This is a genomic window from Pseudovibrio japonicus, assembly GCF_014651595.1.
Classification (GTDB): domain Bacteria; phylum Pseudomonadota; class Alphaproteobacteria; order Rhizobiales; family Stappiaceae; genus Pseudovibrio; species Pseudovibrio japonicus.
The window spans coordinates 109,307-125,959 of sequence record NZ_BMXE01000001.1; the positions used below are offsets into that span (position 1 = coordinate 109,307).

A 16,653-nucleotide genomic window follows, 5' to 3' on the forward strand; every position below is an offset into this window, starting at 1 on the left:
TGGTCTATTGCGTTTGGGAGGGCTCGTTGTTGTAGACCGCGTACCAAGCAAGGCCTGTGGTCTCACCAGGATTTCCGCTGTCTGTCTCGGGGTCGGAGAATAGGTAGAAGGACGTGGCTCCGGTTGGCGGGATCTTCGCCAGCCCCAGGAATTTGATCGCGATCTCATTGAGAACAAACATGTATTGATTGCCCCCATTCGTGCTATTGGGGGTACCCGTGTAGAGCAGTTGGATCGGGCCGTAGGACATGGACAGGACGTTTTGCAAGCTGATGAGCGAAGCGCCGTTGGACGATCCAGGCATGTGGATCGCCGTTTGGGACTTGTAGGTCTCACCTTTGGAATCTGGCGACCATGCCAGGAGCACCTCGGCTGTGAGGCCCAGTTTACCGGCAAGGTCGCCTGCTGTACCCAGGTTGAGTTCAAACTGCAGAGCGTTCCAATCCTGTGACAAGCCCTGCTGGGTGACGCTGGTGATAACATCCAGATACCCCATAGAGGACGGAGTTTTCTGCGTGCCGCCTGAGCTTAGAAAGCCTTTCAATTGCAACGGCATGGTTGCGATCAGGCTGTCTGTGCGGGGCGTGCTGTTTTTGGTGTCGAACGTTAATTGATTGCTGTCCCAGACTATACTCTGGCTTCCATAAGGATCATCGGCTGAGAAGGTCATTTGCAGGCCAAGGTTTGCAAAGCCCAGACCGCTTTGGCTCATCTGCTGGCCTGGTTCACTTCCGTAGGAGAACAGATCAACTGGTTCGTTTTTGCCTTCACTGAGGATGGAAAAGTCTAGGAAACCCGTAAAAGCGAAGCGGATCAGAGGTTCACTTTGGCTTTCGGACTGGGGTTGATCGTTGGTGATCGTATTCATCTGCGCGGAGATGAACTCGGTTTGTTGCAGGATGTTGTTGTCGATCTTGAACAGGTATGGTTGCGGGGCGGCCATGGTGTAGGAGGGGTGGTTGTTGTTGTCCTGATAGCTGGCTTTCATGATCAGGGATTTGTACTGGCTGCCCTTGGGTTGGGGTTGGCCTGCGGGGATAATGGGCTGCGAGCTGATCGCATCGCTTTCAAACACTTTGCTGAGAGACAGCTGTGCGAAGGAGGAGAACTTCTTGATCGCGGAGTTCTCAAAAAGCACCTTTAGGGATAGGAGAATGAAGTCGTATGTGCGCGTTGCAGAGGGGACAACGGGTTCAGGACTTGTCGCTCCCTTGGGCACCACAAGCTCGTCGTCTTCATAGTAAATCAGTCCATAGACCGAGCTTTGTTTTCTAATTGCAATCTTCTCGCCGCTCGCTCCCGCCTTGATCTGATTGATGCGGACGGCAAGGTGATGGGCATAAAACTTTGCAGGGTCGCGCACCCCAGCAACAATACCTGCCAACTGCTCGGGAGGTGATTTGATACGCGCACGTAGCATAAGCACACCGGTCCAGTTGGGATCAGCGGCGATTTGGTTGAAGTTGTCGAAATACTCGGTTGCGGGATTATCCTGCGCTGCTTTGAAGTAGTCCTGAAGCCACGAAGAGAGGTTGACCAGCTGGGATTGGTCAGGGGTCGATTCGTGCTGTGTGGTGGGGGCTGCGAAGTTTTCCTTCTGGGTCCATTTTTGCGGATTGGAGATCAGGTTGTCATCCTCCTCCCCCTTCGGGTCATAAAGTGGACCTCGAATTCCTTTTATTATCAATATGTTGGCATAGTCACCGAAGTCCGGCGAGTTACCGACATCAGCTTCAATCTGCCAGTCCTCGATGTTCAGTGTGTTGAGGAAATTTGTGCCTGCTTCTCCCAGTTCTGTGTTGTTTGCGGCGATCAGAAACAGCTGGTTGGTCTGGAAGGCCTCGATGAGTTGGGGGAATAAGTTTTTGAAGGCAAACTCCGAACTTGTTGGTACTTTGATCTGCGCGAGCTTCACTTCCTTCCAATGGCTTGCGTCAGTGGGAGATTGCAGCGTGGCGATGACGCCCAGTGGTGTTGTCAGGGTCGCGTCTTCTGCCTCGCTCTGGGATTCATCGGCGCTTGTGTTGGATTGGGTGTTGGTAAGTGCTGCGATCACCTTTCGGCGTGTTGGGGCAATGATGCTCTTTTCAAACAGTGCTATCTGGCTTTGCGAATAGGCGGGATCACCTTCATCCGTGCCGCTGTAAGGAAACATGGGAAAGGCGCTGTCCTCCATCAAAGGCAGCGTATAGGCCGGGCTGACTGTTCCCAATAGGCTTTTGTTTTCCTTCCAGATTTCATCATCATATCCATGCAGAGCGCTGCCGTGCGGCTGGGCGACATAGGTGATGGGATCGGGCGAACTTTTACCTCTGCTCTCAGGCGGAAACACCTTTACGTAGGAGGTCTTGTAGTTGCTCTTAAGTGGGTTCCCCTTGGGTGCCGGCGGACCAACGGGAGAGGACAACGGCAAGGGGAAGACAGGTGCATAGGCTGGCTGGTCCGGCACAAACCGCAGTCGTGCGCCCTGCTGAATCTCATGCTTTGAAACACTGGGGACCTCCAGAAACTCTGTGCCGCCTATGCCGCACATGAAGCGGGCTCTTGCCTCCCCCTTTCCTGCCGGAGCGCTGACGAGGAAATCTCCAATCGGGCTTGCGATAAAGCTATGAAGAGACGAGGCATCCTCGTAGCTGGGAGTGAGGATAATTCCAGCTGGCTGGGCGTCCGTGAGCGAGGTCTCCGCGGTAATTGCTGTCAGCGCAAAGGGGGCTCCGTAGGTGGTGCGGTAGAAGCTGTTTACGCTTGGGCCCTGCCCGTTTTCTCCTTCTGAGCGAAAGTAAAAGGCGCAACGGTTGGGATCGCTTCGGTTGTGCGTCGGGTAGTTGTTAAACACATCGGTGACGTCCACCACCAGCTGCATGGGCAAAGGATTACGGGTTCCGTCATCTCCTGTTCCCAAGGCAAAGCGCTGTCCGTTGACGCCTGTTCTGGCATCCTGATCTGTTGTAACCCATTGAAACCCCAGATCCCATTGATCATGGAGGGCGGCCCGATCAAAGCCTGCATCAAAGACGATCGCGCCCCTATCCGGGCCAGAACAGCGGATGTCTGCCTTACTGACCGAGCCGGTGTCCGGGCTCAAATATCCCCCCAGCTGAATGGCAGATTCCGTGAGCTGGAGGTTCTCTTCATCCTCCGTGACATTGATGTAGGCGCTTGAATAGAATTCGATGGTGAGTTCTGGCGCCAACAGGTAGGACAGACTGCTGGTTGTCTCCGTACCAGCGGCGTTGATGGAGAAGAAGGCCGGTCGTTGCCCGTCATAGTCACGGGGCACGGGAAGAGGCGTTAAGTCATTGGGCAACCACATGAACCCGCGCAGGACACTCATATTTTCAAGGTAGGCGTGGAGGCCGGAAACGAGATTTTCCTGGGCGTCTTCCTTGTTGCCACAGTCCAGCGGGTCCGGGCAGTAGATGAATGAGCCGGATAAGGTTTTGTTGGTGAGTGCTTCTTTGAGTGAGATTTGCTGCGGAAGTTTGGCTTTTCTTGCGGCTATCTTGCTGACAACAAATGCAAAACCGCCGGCATTGTCGCCAGAGTTTGGCGCCAGATAGAGGCTTTTGCAGATTTGTTGTTCAAAGTACATTGCTCAGCTCCCGGAAGCCAATTCCATCAAGGGGGATAAAGACAGAATTCGGGAGCAATGCTCCGCGCTTTTAAGGGGAACATAGGGGGTGCTGTCGCTTCAATTTGCGACAATTAACGGTTCACAAAATGAGTTGAAAAGGTTTCATGTAGACGGAGTATTTGTTCTTCACAAATTTCACAACCGTTGAATTAATTCGTTTTTTCAGAGACTTAGATGCGCAAATCATACGGCAGGATGTGTGAAATGAAAAATCATCGTTGTTTTGTGCGTTGGTTTGCGTTGATTACGCAAAACCAACGTTTTTTTGTTGAAACAACAAAAGGCAGGCTGACACTTGGTCAACCTGCCTCTTGCGCTTTGGCTTAGGCTTTAAGCGAAGGTCACGCCAGCTTTGTTCATTGGTAGTCTGGTCACCCGTGGGCCGCTTACCGCGATAGCATTTGCAAGTGCGGGAGCAGATGGCGGTGTGCCCGGTTCGCCGACTCCAGTCGGGACTTCAGTGGAGGGAATAATGTGGACTTCGATTGCACCAATATCCGTGATGCGGAGCGGTTCGTAGTCAGAGAAGTTGCTCTGCTGTACGACGCCGTCCTCCAGTGTGATTTCATCACGCATGGCATGACCGATGCCGTAGCCGATTCCACTTTGCATTTGCGCCTTGACCACATCCGGATTGACAGCGAGGCCGCAGTCCACAGCGCAGGTGACTTTTTCGATCTTGATGCCGTTATCCACGTCACCTGAGATCTCGACAACTTCAGCCACGTAGCTGCGGAAAGACATATGGACAGCGATGCCCTGAGCGTGACCTTCCGGGGCATTCCCCCAGTTGCCTTTTTCCGCAACCATCTGGAGCGCGGCGGCCATGCGCTGTTGCTCCAGCGTGTCTTCAGTAAGGTGATCCAGACGGAACGCAACCGGGTCACGGCCAGCTGCTTTTGCAGCAAGGTCCATCATGCTTTCCATGACATACCCTGTATGGGTGTTGCCAACGGAGCGCCACCACGACACGGTTGTGGCCGGTTTGATATCGGTGAGGCCGACGAACATGCCCGGGATGGTATAGGGCGTTGGAAACACCCCTTCTACAGAGGCATGATCGATTCCATTTGGAGCCGCTGCATCGTTGACGTCAATGCCCTTGGCAATGGACTGACCGGCGATGCGATGGTCCCAACCGATAATGTTGCCATTGGCATCCAGACCAACACGGACTTTGTGGGCAAATGCTGGACGGTAGAAGCCGCCGGTGATGTCATCTTCTCGGGACCACACCAGTTTTACGGGTCGCGAGCGATCTGTCATGCCGAAGGCATATGCTGCCTCTGACTGATAATCGGAGTTTGACGTTGAGCGGCGGCCAAAGGAGCCGCCTGCGAACATGGTCTCGATCTGGACCTTTTCTGACGGCAGATCCAAAATCTGCGCGATGGCTCCCTGTGGGCCGGTTGGTGTCTGACAGCCATCATAGAGCACCACTCCGCCGTCATCGGTAGCTTCCAAGGTACAGGTGAGCGGCTCCATGGGGGCATGGGCCAGAAGCGGGAAGTAGAAGGTTTCTTCCACCACATGATTTGCCTGATCAATGGCAGTGGCAACCTCACTTTGATCGGTCTCGGACACGTTGTATTTTGGAGCTTCGTTGACGGCGGCCATAAGTTCATCAAAGACCTGATCAGAACTGCGGCTTTCAGCTGCAGAATTGTCCCAGGTCACATCCAGCGCATCGCGAGCCTGAAAGGCTGCCCATGTATCATCGGCGTAAACCGCCACACCCGCTTTGTTGGGAAGTACAGCGGCCCTGATAAAACCGTTGATGTCGCTTGCGCCGCTGTCGTCAAATGAAGCGACAGTCCCGCCGAGGCGGGGCGTGCGCTTGATAGCGACAACCATCTGATTGTCGTGATGAATGTCCATGGCGTATTGGGCGGTGCCATTGACCTTTGGCGGTGTGTCCTTGCGGTGCACGCTGGCATTGCCAATCAGCTTGAACTGGGAGGGGTCTTTCAACTGCGGGTCCTGAGGGGCCTGTAGCTGACTGGCCGCCTCGACAAACTCACCCAATGAGGCTGAGTTTCCACCGCCTGAAATGGTACCATCTTCAATTGTGAGCTGCGTAACTGGTACTCCCCATTCCTGAGAGGCGGCCTGAAGCAGAACCTCACGGGCGGCAGCTCCGGCTAGACGATACTGGGGGTAGCTGTCGTACATGGAACTGGAGCCACCCGTACCCTGTGTCATACCGCCAAACGCGGTATTGGCGTACAGCTGCGGGTTGACCGGCGCGAACTCGTAGTCAATGGCATCCATACTGATGCCAAGCTCTTCTGCGATCAGTGTGGTCAGGCCGGTTGCCGGACCCTGCCCGCTTTCAAAGTGCTTGATAATGGCGGTGACTGTTCCGTCATTTGAAATCTTCACAAACGGATTGAGCATGGTGGTGTCAGCACCATTTGTTGCAGCCATGAGACCAGATGGCGCGATACCGATAACCAGAACGGCAGCGGAAGAGGCTGCTGCCCCCTGAAGGAAGCTGCGGCGAGAGGTGACAAGGTTCATCTTAGGCCTCCATAATCTCTGAGGCACGTCTTATGGCCGCGCGGATCCGCTCATAGGAGACACAGCGGCAGGCATTGCCGTTCATGTAATCGTTAATCTCGTCCACTGTCGGAGTAGCGTTGCTAGTCAACAGGCCAACGGCAGACATGATCTGGCCTGACTGGCAATACCCACATTGCACAACATCGACTTCAATCCACGCCTGCTGCACAGCTTGCGCCGGGGCAGAGTTCAAGCCTTCAATGGTGGTGATTTCAGAATCGCCCACATCTTCAATGTAAGTTTGGCAGGAGCGTACCGGGTCGCCATCCAAGTGTACGGTACACGCCCCGCATGCTGCAATTCCGCAGCCAAATTTGGTGCCAGTGAGTTTCATCTTATCCCGGATGACCCAAAGAAGCGGGGTTCCCGGTTCAGCGTCGACGGTGTGCGTATCACCGTTCAATTTTAGCGTAATTGCCATCAAAAAGATCCCTCTTTTGATCTATCGAGAGTGGCTGCCCCCAAACTTAACGTAAGGGAAATTAGGAAGAGACATTAGGTAAACTACGAATGGGGCATCATTGTATACAGATGGCATTTTTCTGACCGGATTCTGTTGTGATTTTCCGCCAACTGGGATGGGCATAGGTTGTTATGATAGCCTCATGCAACCTTGTTCCATTATGAGCATGCTATGGCTGTTCTATTCATTTTCTCGGGATTGCCCGGCACCGGTAAAACCACACTGGCACGTACCCTTGCCCCGCGTTTGCAGGCCGTGCACCTGCGTCTGGATTCTGTTGAGGCGGCGCTGAAGACCAGTGTGCTCGCCATCTCCAAAAGCGAGGATGCGGGGTATGTGGCCGCTGCTGCCGTTGCCAGAGACAATTTGCTGTTGGGCAACAACGTGATTGCGGATGCGGTGAACCCGATCGAGATCACCCGCAACATCTGGATGGAGGCTGCGTTTGCTGCCAAAGTGAAGGCGCTGAACGTTGAGGTGGTTTGTTCAGACAAGCAGGAACACAAGAAACGCATTGAAACCCGACGCAACGATATCTCCGCGTTGACCCTTCCCAGCTGGGAGGAGGTGAAGCGGCGGCGCTTTGAGCCGTGGACGCGGCACCGGCTGGTGATCGATACCTTCCAGCGGCAGGTTCAGGACAGCGTGGATGATATTCTCAACGCCTTTAGTCAGCTTGTGCGCTTCGGGTCTTATTAACAGTCGAACACGGTTCGTTATCTGGGTTTGAGGCGGCTTTTAGGGCCATTTGTGGGCTGCTTAGCCATTTTTGCCCACTAATAATTCCCTGTAAGATTTCTTCAGGTACAATTCAGTTTCAAGTTATTTGTCGGTGTGACACAGTTCGGGCAACTGCATGGAGCACGTGGGCGTGCCGGAAGGAACATATGCGCGTTTTGTTGGTTGAGGACGAGCGGCTGATTGCCGACGCCATCAAGGCATTTCTAGAGCGTCATGAATTCAGGGTGGACTGGGTTGATGACGGGCTGGTGGCAGAAGAGGCTCTGCACACCGGAGAGTTTGATTTGGTCATTCTGGATCTGGGATTGCCCGGTCAGGATGGGCTGGACTTTCTCAGGGCTATTCGTGATGACAAGGCAGATGTGCCGGTTTTGATCCTGTCGGCGCGGGAGACCACGAAGAACCGGATTGACGGGCTTAATCTGGGTGCGGATGACTATCTGACCAAGCCGTTTGATATGGAAGAGTTGCTGGCGCGGTGCCGTGCGCTGGTGCGCCGCTCTGCCGGACGTAGCCGCATGTTGTTGGAGCATGGCCGGCTGACGCTGGATCTGGACCAGAAGAAAGCCTCCTACGATGGCAAAGAGGTGGTGCTGCAGCCCCTCGCCTTCCGGCTTTTGACTATTTTACTGGAGCGCCGTGGCCGGGTGGTCTCCAAGTCGGATCTTATGGAGAAGCTTTATGGCTGGGACGAGAATGCAGAGAGCAATGTGCTTGAGGTTTATGTCTCGCAGATCCGCCGAAAGATCACGTCCAAGCTGATCCGGACTATTCGCGGAGTTGGCTACATCGTTGATGAGGACAGTACCCTATGACGTTTTCCTCAATCCGCAGCCGTATTCTCATCCTGCTGATCCCGCTGCTGCTGGTGGTCTGGGGTGTCTTTTCCGCCATTGTCTATTTCATAACAGCGGAAGAGTTTTATGAGACCCATCATGCACAAACCTTTTTGCTGGCGCGGCTCGTTGCTGAACTTGAAGGCGATAGCATTGCGCCCGGTGATACGCAGGAGCATGATGATGCGGATGAGTATATTATTGCAATCCGGGATGGGGCGGGTCACGACACTTACAAGTCCGTCAAACAGGTGGCCTTGCCGGAAAATCTGAGCCCGGGCGTTCAGGAGATCCGATCCGGGGGCGAAGACTGGATCCTATGGAGCTTTCCCAGCCAGAACTCCGATCAACAATACATTGTGGGAGTAGTTCTAGAAGAGGCAAACGAGCTGGCGGAGCAGACGTTTGAAACTGTGTCCATTCCACTGGCACTGGTGTTTCTTTTCTCTATCATCGCAACTGTTTTCATCGTCAAACGTGGATTGCGACCGCTTACGAGCCTTTCTGAAACACTGGCGGTCCGAGAACCGGAGAATCTGGGCAAAGTGAGCATGCAGGGACAAGCGGATGAACTTGTTCCGATTGTGAACTCGCTCAACGTTCTTTTCGATCGCATTGAAGCGTATCTGGCCAGAGAGCAGCGGTTCATTGATGATGCGGCCCATGAGATCAGAACGCCGCTCACGGTTGTCAAAGCCCAGTGTCAGGTGATTGAGCCAGAGAAGCTGGATGAGGCTACACGGCAGCGATTTGATAACATCATTGAGGGTGTAGACCGGGCAACTCATCTGGCTGCCAAGCTTTTAGAACATGCGCGGGCGGGTCAGGATCTGTCCCGTGATATTTCCGAGCACGACGTCATGCCAATTCTACAGGAAAGTCTTGCCCAGCAAGTTCACGTGGCCCATGCCAAGGATGTAGAGTTGCAGCTGCTGAACTCGGAGCCAGTGCAGGCTGTTGTGGACCCTGAGGACCTTGCGACCATATTCAATAATCTGATTGGCAATGCCATTCGTCATACGCCTGCTGAGGGACAGGTGATCGTGGATGCCCGCCGGGAAGAGAATCATGTTTGCCTGAGTGTTGAGGACAGTGGTCCGGGTATTCCGGAGGACTATCGGGAAAAGGTTTTTGAGCGGTTTTTCCGCATGCCGGGGCAATCTGCCTCTGGTGCAGGGCTTGGCCTTTCCATCACGCAAACGCTGTGTCGGCGTAACGGGATCGAAATATCGGTTGGTACAAGCGAGCGGCTTGGCGGTGCACGTTTTATGCTCAAGCTGCGAACATAAGGCTATAAACTTCAGGTTGGTTTCAGCTTACTGGTGATTTTGAAGGGGGCACGCGAATTGAAGCAGGCCTTGCGGCTGTGTTTTCAATCGCGTGCGCATCATCAATTCTGATTGAGCGCCCCCTTATGAAACCTATTGGTCTGATCTTTCTTTTCGCCAGTGCCCTGCCCCCGCTTTTGATCTTCTCTCAGTATGGAGGGCAAGCAGATTTTGGCGCCCTGATGAGCCAATACCTTGGAATGCTCGCCCTGATCTTCATGGGTCTGCTACAGGTGATGGCAACACGGGTGAAGGGTGTCGAGCTTCTGTTTGGGCCGCTGGACCGTATCTATGTACTGCATAAATGGCTGGCGATTATCGCGATTGCTGCGCTCTTCCTGCATGAGACAATTGATGCGGAGGCACTTTCCCGCAGTCTTCGCGGTGGGGGTCTTGCAGACCTGGCGGAGGAACTTGGAGAGATCGCCTATTATGGCATACTGGCTTTGGGCATCGGCTCATTGGCGACGTTTATTCCCTATCAAATCTGGCGTTGGACGCACCGGCTGATCGGCATCTTCTTTGTGCTCGGTGCGCTTCACTTCCTGATGATCCCAAATCTTTTCCATTGGTATGACCCAATTGGCCTTTACGTCTCCACCTTCTGTCTTCTTGGTGTCATGTCGTTTGTGTACCTGACTTACAAAGGCATGAAGGGCCGCAGCAAATCCTATGAAGTGGAGACTGTCGAGATTTACGGGCGCACAACAACCATCACCTTAAAGCCGCTGGGCACGCCCATCTCACATAAGGCGGGTCAGTTTGCCTATGTTTCCTTTGAACAGGCGGGACTGGGGGAAGTTCACCCCTTTACGATTGCCAGTGCGCCGCGGGCTGACAACAAAATTCGGTTCTGTATCTCTGCTCTTGGGGATTACACTTCCCGCGTCCACCAGTTGCAGCTTGGCACAAAGGCACATCTCAGTGATGGGTATGGCGGCTTTCGTCCCATTGCATCGGGCCGTGATCAGATCTGGATTGCGGGCGGTGTTGGGCTTACCCCGTTTCTTGCATGGGCCCAGACATTGGCTGGAGATGAGGGCGGCCAGATCTTTCTTTACTACGGTGTACGCAACAAGTTTGAGACGCCCTTTCTTGAAGAGCTGGAGGAGCTGCAAAAGCGGCTGCCGAACCTGCACGTGCAGTACTTTGAATCCGATATGGGTGAATACATTGAGGCGCGGCTGCTGAAAATCTTACAGGGCACCTACTTCAACACCATGCCAATTGCATTTTGCGGGCCTAAAGCAATGCGCAAACAGTTGATGCGCGATCTGAAAGCGCTCAGGTATCCCTTACGCCAGTTCCATTATGAAGAGTTTCAGATGCGCTCTGGCATTGACCTGCAGCCAGTTCTCACTCCCCTCATGCGGTATGTGCCTAAGTATCACGATGTGTTCGCTCTGGCTAAGAAATGGATGAGTAGCTTGCGATACAGACGTTTCTTCCGCCGCTGGAGATTACACGTTCTTGCCTCAGTCAGTGTTTTCCGTGCCGCCTACCACGGCCTACGGGGGCTGAAGGGATAGGTGAAATTAAATCAATATATTAATCGCGCATTGGAGAGTTCAATCAGGTCAATCATTCCGGCGTGTCTTTAGGATCATTGGCTTATGACAAAACTTTCTTCTCGCTCCATTTCAACGAATATCCCTGCTGCTTCTGATGATCGCCGATCCAAGGCACCCATCGTTTGCTACGAAGTTGATCACCTCCCAGCCTATGACGCGGAGCTGTATCAGCAGGCCAAGGAGAGCATGAAGAAGATTGATGAGGTTGTGGTGCCGCCACGCGATGGAAGGTACTTTGAGGTTCCCGCTGGGCACTTCTTCCGCATTGTGAGTGTTGAAGGGCCGCAGGTGGGGGATTTGAACCTTTGGAATGCTCATGATCTGAATGAGCGTTTCTACAGCGGCAAAACACGTCAGCTGCATGCCTCCCACCTTTCAACGGGTGACCGGCTATGGAGCACCATGCCTTACCTCCGGCCCATGGCGACGATCACGCAGGATACTCTGGACTGGTATGGCTGGGATGAGGATGGGGCTGGTGTGCATGATGTGATTGGCACGCGCTGTGATCCTTACACCAACCATATGCTGAAGCACGTGGACTATAACCAATGCTGCCATTCCAACCTGACTCGTGCGCTGGCGGATGCGCGGGGGCTCTCGCTGGATGGGGCGGAGCCGCATGTGCATGATGTGATGAATGTGTTCATGTGCACCGGCTTTACTCGCGACACGCACCAGTACTTCATGAAGGCCAGTCCGGTTCGTCCCGGGGATTTCATCGAGTTTTTTGCCGAGATTGATCTTCTGGGTGCGCTGTCCACCTGTCCCGGTGGTGATTGTGGCAGCAGCCATTCAGACGATGAGACGCCGTGTTATCCGTTGCTGGTGGAGATCTTCAAACCGGCCGAGGGCAGCCTGCCAAACTGGTCGCCTGCCAAGCGTAGCGGGTATAGCGGTGGGCACAAGCTTAGGGAATGAGAACGGCGGCGCCGGATAATCGGCCCTCGCGCAGATCATCCAGAGCGGTGTTGGCTTGCTCCAGTTTGTAGGGAACGCAGTGGGTTTTCACGCCTGCTTTTCTGGCGATCGGGAAGAACTCCAGCCCATCCTCGCGGGTTAGGTTGGCGACGGAGACCACCTGACGTTCTTCCCACAAGAGCGAGTATGGCATTTGCGGGATATCGCTCATATGGATACCGCCGCAGACAACGCGCCCGCCTTTGCGCAGAGCTTTGAGGGCTGCAGGGACCAGCGCTCCAACAGGGGCGAAGATGATGGCAGCATCCAGTTTCTCCGGTGGCTCTTCTTCAGAGCTTCCCACCCATGTGGCGCCCAGTTCACGTGCGAACTGCTGTGCCTGCGTGTCACCTGTTCTTGTGAAAGCATAGACCTTACGTCCCTGCCAGATGCAGATCTGCGTGATGATGTGAGCAGCAGCACCAAAGCCGTATATGCCGATCATCTCGCCCTCACCAGCTTTCTTCAAGGAGCGCCAGCCGATCAGGCCTGCGCATAAGAGCGGAGCAAGTGAGACCGGATCTGCTGTCTCATCCAGCTGGAAGGCGTAATGGCGGTCTGCGATGGTATGGGTGGCAAAGCCGCCGTCACGTGTGTAGCCGGTGAAGATTGGATGATCGCAGAGGTTTTCCTGGTGGTTCTGGCAAAAGGAGCAGCATCCGCAGGTGTGGCCCAGCCATGGAATGCCAACCCGCGTACCCGGAGCGAGATCAGTGACGCCTGCCCCGCAGTCACGCACTCTGCCGACGATTTCGTGACCGGGGATCAGTGGCAGTTTGGGGTGTTTGAGGTCGCCGTCCACCACGTGAAGGTCTGTGCGGCAGACTGCGCAGGCTTCAACCTCGACCAGAATTTCGCCGGGACCGGGCGTTGGAGGTGCCTCTTTGTGCTGAAGAACAAGCGGCTTTCCAATTTCGGTCAGAACCATTGCTTTCACGAGAGCTCTCCTTCAGAACCACTGATGGGCTTGCCTGCGATTAAACGCAGTTTTTCTTAAGAAAAGCTAGAAGTACCCTCAGCGCGAAGTTGTGCCCCTGCCCGTTTCATGCGCTGGTTTATGCCTTGCGGGTCCAAGAACGATTGCACAGCTCATCTGCGCCGGCGTTAAGTGCATCTTCCCGGATACCCAGAGGTTATTCAGGAGTTCTATGCAAAGCGACAATTTAATCTTTTCCTTCTGGTTTCAGTCTGGTAGTTACCAACTTGCTCAGCAATGAGTGCCGGTCGCAGCCTACCCGGCAACAGCGAAAACAAGGACTAAACCTTATGAAGACTATCGTAATCTGCTCTGGCGGATTGGATTCGGTCACGCTTGCCTACAAGGTTGCGCGTGAACACGAATTGCTCGGCCTCGTCTCTTTTGACTATGGCCAGCGGCACAAAAAAGAGCTGGACTATGCGGCACATGCTGCAAAAAAGCTTGGAGTGCCTCATCATATTCTGGACATGAGCCAGATAGGTACGCATTTGAGCGGGTCTGCTCTTACTGATGACGTTGATGTTCCCGACGGGCATTATGCCGAAGAGAACATGAAGGTCACAGTGGTTCCCAACCGAAACGCAATCATGCTGTCCATCGGCTTTGGCATTGCGGCTGCTCAGCAGGCCGATGCTGTGGCTGCGGCGGTTCACGGGGGTGATCACTTCATCTATCCGGACTGTCGCCCGGGCTTTACCAAAAGCTTTGAAGCCATGCAGAAGCAGGCCTTGGACGGCTATGCAAATGTGAGCCTTTACACCCCCTTCGTGGAAATCTCCAAGGGTGCCATCGTTGCCGAAGGTGCCAGGATCAACGTGCCTTTTGAGGAAACGTGGTCCTGCTACAAAGGCGGCGAGAAGCACTGCGGACGGTGTGGCACCTGCGTTGAACGGCGAGAAGCCTTTGATCTGGCAGGCGTTGAAGACCCCACAGAATACGCAGACCCTGATTACTGGAAAGCCGCCGTGGAGCGAGCTATAACATAATGTACAAAATCACTAAGGAATTTCACTTCTCGGCCTCGCACCAACTCTGTGAGATGCCGGAGGGACATCCCTGCGCGCGCTTGCACGGGCACAACTACGCTGTCGTGGTTGAGCTTGCCAGTGAGGAGCTCAATAAATACGGCTTCGTGGTGGATTTCACCGAGTTGAAGCCGCTTAAACAGTATATTGATGATGAGCTGGATCACCGTCATCTGAACACAGTGTTCGGACACGATCAGGTCACTTCAGAGTTTCTGGCCAAGACCATCTATGAGTTCTGCAAGGGGCACTGGGCTGAAACCTGTGCCGTGCGCGTGAGTGAAACTTCAAAAACGTGGGCGGAATACCGACCATGAGTAAACTCAATATCAGCGAGATCTTCGGGCCGACCATTCAGGGCGAAGGTGCCTTGATGGGGGAACCAACCGTTTTTGTGCGCACTGGCGGCTGCGATTATCGCTGCAGCTGGTGTGACACGCTGCATGCGGTGGACAGTGCTTACCGGCATACTTGGGCGCAGATGGACAGTGCGGATGTGTGGGACAAGATCGAGGAGCTTTCCTCCGGTCAGCCGATCACCGTTTCGCTTTCCGGCGGCAATCCTGCCATTCAGGACTTTTCTCAGGTGATTTCACTTGGGAAAGCCAAAGGCTACCGGTTCGCCATTGAAACCCAGGGCTCCATTGCGCGGGATTGGTTTGCGGATCTGGACACGCTGGTATTGAGCCCTAAGCCACCCTCTTCTGGCGAGACCGTCGATTGGGACAAGTTCGATGCCTGTCTGACGGCGGCTTCGACCCAGGTCACCAGCGTCATGAAAATCGTTGTGTTTGATGATGTGGACTACCACTGGGCCAATGAGGTGAGCGAGCGCTACCCTGACCTGCCGCTTTATCTGCAACCGGGAAACCATACCCCTCCTCCACCTGATGATGATGATGCGCAGATCGATATGGACGGCATCATGGATCGCATGCATTGGCTGGTGGACAAGACTGTTTCAGATCAATGGTTCAGACCCCGCATTTTGCCACAATTGCATGTGCTGTTGTGGGGCAATAAACGCGGCGTTTAAAGCTTGGCTGCGATGTCGGCCTGTAATTTTCGGGCGGGACCTGTGCTTAGAACGAAAAAATTGAGAGAAAAATGAGCAACGAAGATATCTATAAAAATCTGACCATGCTGGGCGGTAATACGGTTCAGCCGCAAAGCCCGGAAGAAGCGGTTCTGGAACGGGTTCCAAACCCGCAGCAGGGCACGCCTTATGCAATCCGCTTTACAGCACCTGAGTTTACATCCCTGTGCCCAATCACCAACCAACCGGATTTTGCTCATCTGGTGCTTGATTATGTGCCGGACCAATGGCTTGTCGAGAGCAAGTCTTTGAAGCTGTTTCTGACATCGTTCCGCAACCACGGTGCGTTTCACGAAGACTGCACTGTTTCCATCGGGAAACGTCTGGTGGAAACACTGAACCCGATCTGGCTGCGCATTGGCGGTTACTGGTATCCGCGCGGTGGTATTCCGATTGACGTATTCTACCAGACCGGTGAAGAGCCAAAGGGTGTTTGGATCCCTGAACAGGGTGTGCCGACCTATCGCGGTCGCGGATAACGCCGTTTTTCAGTTGGGGTTGCTAAAGGCTGCCAACCCCAACTTCATTTTTCTGAAAGCCTTATTTGCCCATCAAAGCTTCAACTTCCGCAAGAGTTGGCGCAGATGTGGCTGCCCCGTGTTTGGTGGTGGACAGTGCCCCACACGCAGCTGCAAAGCGAACCGCTTCTGCCAGAGACTTGCCACTGGCCAGTGCGTAGGCCAGACCGCCGTTGAAACAATCTCCTGCAGCGACGGTATCAATTGCGTTCACCTTGAACGGTTCCACAAAGCCTTCACTCTCCCCATCCTTAAAGTAGACACCCCGTGCACCCAGCTTCACAACCGCTGCACCAACGCCCTTTTGAAGCAGCAGGTTTGCTGCGTGGGCTGCTTCTTCAGCACCCGCTGGCCGAAAGCCCGTGAGGATTTCGGTTTCGGTCTCGTTTGGCGTGACCACATCAACGTTTTTAAGGAAGCCTTCCGGCAGGCCATCAACAGGAGCTGGGGCCGGATCGAAGATCACTTTGCCGCCGTTTGCACGTACTTTTTTGGCAGCGCTCAGGCAGGTCTCAACGGGAATTTCCAGCTGTAAGAGCAGAACCTGAGCCTCTGTCAGCACGTCGGCGGAGCGCTCCAGATCGCTCTCGTCAACGGCTAGGTTTGCGCCGCCGATGACGGTAATGCTGTTTTCGGAGTTTGCATCCACGCCGATGACCGCGATGCCGGTGCCGTGCTCTGTATCTGTGTGCACGTGCTTTGTGGAGACGCCCATCTGTGCCAGGTGTTGAGCTGCAATATCACCGAACCCGTCCTTGCCGATGCGTCCGACCAACTGTGCGTCGCCGCCCAGTTTGGAGACTGCGACGGCCTGATTGCAGCCTTTCCCGCCCAGATTGATGGCGTAGCTGTGTCCATGCAGCGTTTCTCCGGGCTGTGGCAACCGGTCGGAACGGGTTGTGATATCAACATTGATGGAACCGACAATGAGGATGGACAT

Annotated in this window: 15 protein-coding genes; 10 read left to right on the forward strand and 5 right to left on the reverse strand. The window is 54.3% G+C overall.

Features of this window, described 5'->3' with window-relative positions; translation table 11 throughout:
* Positions 1-4: 4 nt before the first annotated feature.
* Complete coding sequence (locus IE076_RS00440; protein ID WP_189434339.1) at positions 5-3,592, reverse strand: hypothetical protein; 3,588 nt, start codon at positions 3,590-3,592, stop codon at positions 5-7.
* Between the two features lie 246 nt (positions 3,593-3,838).
* Between IE076_RS00440 and IE076_RS22955 the strand changes: the two genes are divergently transcribed.
* Positions 3,839-3,961 (forward strand): hypothetical protein, encoded by a 123-nt coding sequence (locus tag IE076_RS22955; RefSeq protein WP_280514281.1) that lies wholly within the window; start codon positions 3,839-3,841, stop codon positions 3,959-3,961.
* 3 nt (positions 3,962-3,964) lie between these two features.
* On the opposite strand, the gene IE076_RS00445 is transcribed toward IE076_RS22955, so the two are convergent.
* Positions 3,965-6,154, reverse strand: a complete 2,190-nt coding sequence (locus tag IE076_RS00445) for a xanthine dehydrogenase family protein molybdopterin-binding subunit (protein WP_189434341.1) — start codon at positions 6,152-6,154, stop codon at positions 3,965-3,967.
* A 1-nt stretch (position 6,155) separates the two neighbouring features.
* Positions 6,156-6,617, reverse strand: a complete 462-nt coding sequence (locus IE076_RS00450) for a (2Fe-2S)-binding protein (protein ID WP_189434342.1) — start codon at positions 6,615-6,617, stop codon at positions 6,156-6,158.
* A 213-nt stretch (positions 6,618-6,830) separates the two neighbouring features.
* On the opposite strand from IE076_RS00450, the gene IE076_RS00455 reads away from it, so the two are divergent.
* The 5 genes from IE076_RS00455 to IE076_RS00475 all read left to right on the forward strand — a co-directional run bounded on the left by IE076_RS00455 (position 6,831) and on the right by IE076_RS00475 (position 12,056).
* Positions 6,831-7,358 (forward strand): P-loop nucleotide/nucleoside kinase family protein, encoded by a 528-nt coding sequence (locus IE076_RS00455; protein WP_189434343.1) that lies wholly within the window; start codon positions 6,831-6,833, stop codon positions 7,356-7,358.
* A 188-nt stretch (positions 7,359-7,546) separates the two neighbouring features.
* The gene (locus IE076_RS00460; RefSeq protein ID WP_189434344.1) at positions 7,547-8,215 is read left to right on the forward strand and encodes a response regulator transcription factor; all 669 of its coding nucleotides are present in this window, start codon (positions 7,547-7,549) and stop codon (positions 8,213-8,215) included.
* Positions 8,212-9,525 carry an ATP-binding protein gene (locus tag IE076_RS00465; protein ID WP_189434345.1) on the forward strand — a complete coding sequence of 438 codons (1,314 nt, stop codon included), beginning with the start codon at positions 8,212-8,214 and terminating at the stop codon, positions 9,523-9,525. The genes IE076_RS00460 and IE076_RS00465 overlap by 4 nt, the downstream gene beginning before the upstream one ends.
* 125 nt (positions 9,526-9,650) lie before the next feature.
* Entirely contained in the window at positions 9,651-11,093 is a 1,443-nt protein-coding gene (locus tag IE076_RS00470; protein ID WP_189434346.1) for a ferredoxin reductase family protein, read from the forward strand.
* An 84-nt stretch (positions 11,094-11,177) separates the two neighbouring features.
* Positions 11,178-12,056, forward strand: a complete 879-nt coding sequence (locus IE076_RS00475; protein WP_189434347.1) for an urea carboxylase-associated family protein — start codon at positions 11,178-11,180, stop codon at positions 12,054-12,056.
* On the opposite strand, the gene IE076_RS00480 is transcribed toward IE076_RS00475, so the two are convergent.
* Positions 12,046-13,032 carry a zinc-dependent alcohol dehydrogenase family protein gene (locus tag IE076_RS00480; RefSeq protein ID WP_189434348.1) on the reverse strand — a complete coding sequence of 329 codons (987 nt, stop codon included), beginning with the start codon at positions 13,030-13,032 and terminating at the stop codon, positions 12,046-12,048. The genes IE076_RS00475 and IE076_RS00480 overlap by 11 nt on opposite strands.
* Before the next feature lie 329 nt (positions 13,033-13,361).
* On the opposite strand from IE076_RS00480, the gene queC reads away from it, so the two are divergent.
* The 4 genes from queC (at position 13,362) to queF (ending at position 15,674) form a co-directional block, all read left to right on the forward strand.
* Positions 13,362-14,060, forward strand: a complete 699-nt coding sequence (queC, locus tag IE076_RS00485; protein ID WP_189434349.1) for a 7-cyano-7-deazaguanine synthase QueC — start codon at positions 13,362-13,364, stop codon at positions 14,058-14,060.
* The gene (gene queD / locus IE076_RS00490) at positions 14,060-14,416 is read left to right on the forward strand and encodes a 6-carboxytetrahydropterin synthase QueD (RefSeq protein ID WP_189434351.1); all 357 of its coding nucleotides are present in this window, start codon (positions 14,060-14,062) and stop codon (positions 14,414-14,416) included. Before queC ends, queD begins: the two co-directional genes overlap by 1 nt.
* Positions 14,413-15,135 carry a 7-carboxy-7-deazaguanine synthase QueE gene (gene queE, locus IE076_RS00495; RefSeq protein WP_189434353.1) on the forward strand — a complete coding sequence of 241 codons (723 nt, stop codon included), beginning with the start codon at positions 14,413-14,415 and terminating at the stop codon, positions 15,133-15,135. Before queD ends, queE begins: the two co-directional genes overlap by 4 nt.
* A gap of 71 nt (positions 15,136-15,206) precedes the next feature.
* Positions 15,207-15,674: a preQ(1) synthase gene (gene queF, locus IE076_RS00500; RefSeq protein WP_189434355.1), complete on the forward strand. Its 468-nt coding sequence runs from the start codon at positions 15,207-15,209 to the stop codon at positions 15,672-15,674.
* Positions 15,675-15,735: 61 nt separating this feature from the next.
* On the opposite strand, the gene rbsK is transcribed toward queF, so the two are convergent.
* Positions 15,736-16,653 carry a ribokinase gene (gene rbsK, locus IE076_RS00505; protein ID WP_189434357.1) on the reverse strand — a complete coding sequence of 306 codons (918 nt, stop codon included), beginning with the start codon at positions 16,651-16,653 and terminating at the stop codon, positions 15,736-15,738.

Excerpts from the sequence above, each read along its gene's own strand:
- IE076_RS00440 (WP_189434339.1), bottom strand. The coding sequence starts at position 3,592 with ATGTACTTTGAACAACAAATCTGCAAAAGCCTCTATCTGGCGCCAAAC.
- IE076_RS22955 (WP_280514281.1), top strand. The coding sequence starts at position 3,839 with ATGAAAAATCATCGTTGTTTTGTGCGTTGGTTTGCGTTGATTACGCAA.
- IE076_RS00445 (WP_189434341.1), bottom strand. The coding sequence starts at position 6,154 with ATGAACCTTGTCACCTCTCGCCGCAGCTTCCTTCAGGGGGCAGCAGCC.
- IE076_RS00450 (WP_189434342.1), bottom strand. The coding sequence starts at position 6,617 with ATGGCAATTACGCTAAAATTGAACGGTGATACGCACACCGTCGACGCT.
- IE076_RS00455 (WP_189434343.1), top strand. The coding sequence starts at position 6,831 with ATGGCTGTTCTATTCATTTTCTCGGGATTGCCCGGCACCGGTAAAACC.
- IE076_RS00460 (WP_189434344.1), top strand. The coding sequence starts at position 7,547 with ATGCGCGTTTTGTTGGTTGAGGACGAGCGGCTGATTGCCGACGCCATC.
- IE076_RS00465 (WP_189434345.1), top strand. The coding sequence starts at position 8,212 with ATGACGTTTTCCTCAATCCGCAGCCGTATTCTCATCCTGCTGATCCCG.
- IE076_RS00470 (WP_189434346.1), top strand. The coding sequence starts at position 9,651 with ATGAAACCTATTGGTCTGATCTTTCTTTTCGCCAGTGCCCTGCCCCCG.
- IE076_RS00475 (WP_189434347.1), top strand. The coding sequence starts at position 11,178 with ATGACAAAACTTTCTTCTCGCTCCATTTCAACGAATATCCCTGCTGCT.
- queC (WP_189434349.1), top strand. The coding sequence starts at position 13,362 with ATGAAGACTATCGTAATCTGCTCTGGCGGATTGGATTCGGTCACGCTT.
- queD (WP_189434351.1), top strand. The coding sequence starts at position 14,060 with ATGTACAAAATCACTAAGGAATTTCACTTCTCGGCCTCGCACCAACTC.
- queE (WP_189434353.1), top strand. The coding sequence starts at position 14,413 with ATGAGTAAACTCAATATCAGCGAGATCTTCGGGCCGACCATTCAGGGC.
- queF (WP_189434355.1), top strand. The coding sequence starts at position 15,207 with ATGAGCAACGAAGATATCTATAAAAATCTGACCATGCTGGGCGGTAAT.
- rbsK (WP_189434357.1), bottom strand. The coding sequence starts at position 16,653 with ATGTCCATCCTCATTGTCGGTTCCATCAATGTTGATATCACAACCCGT.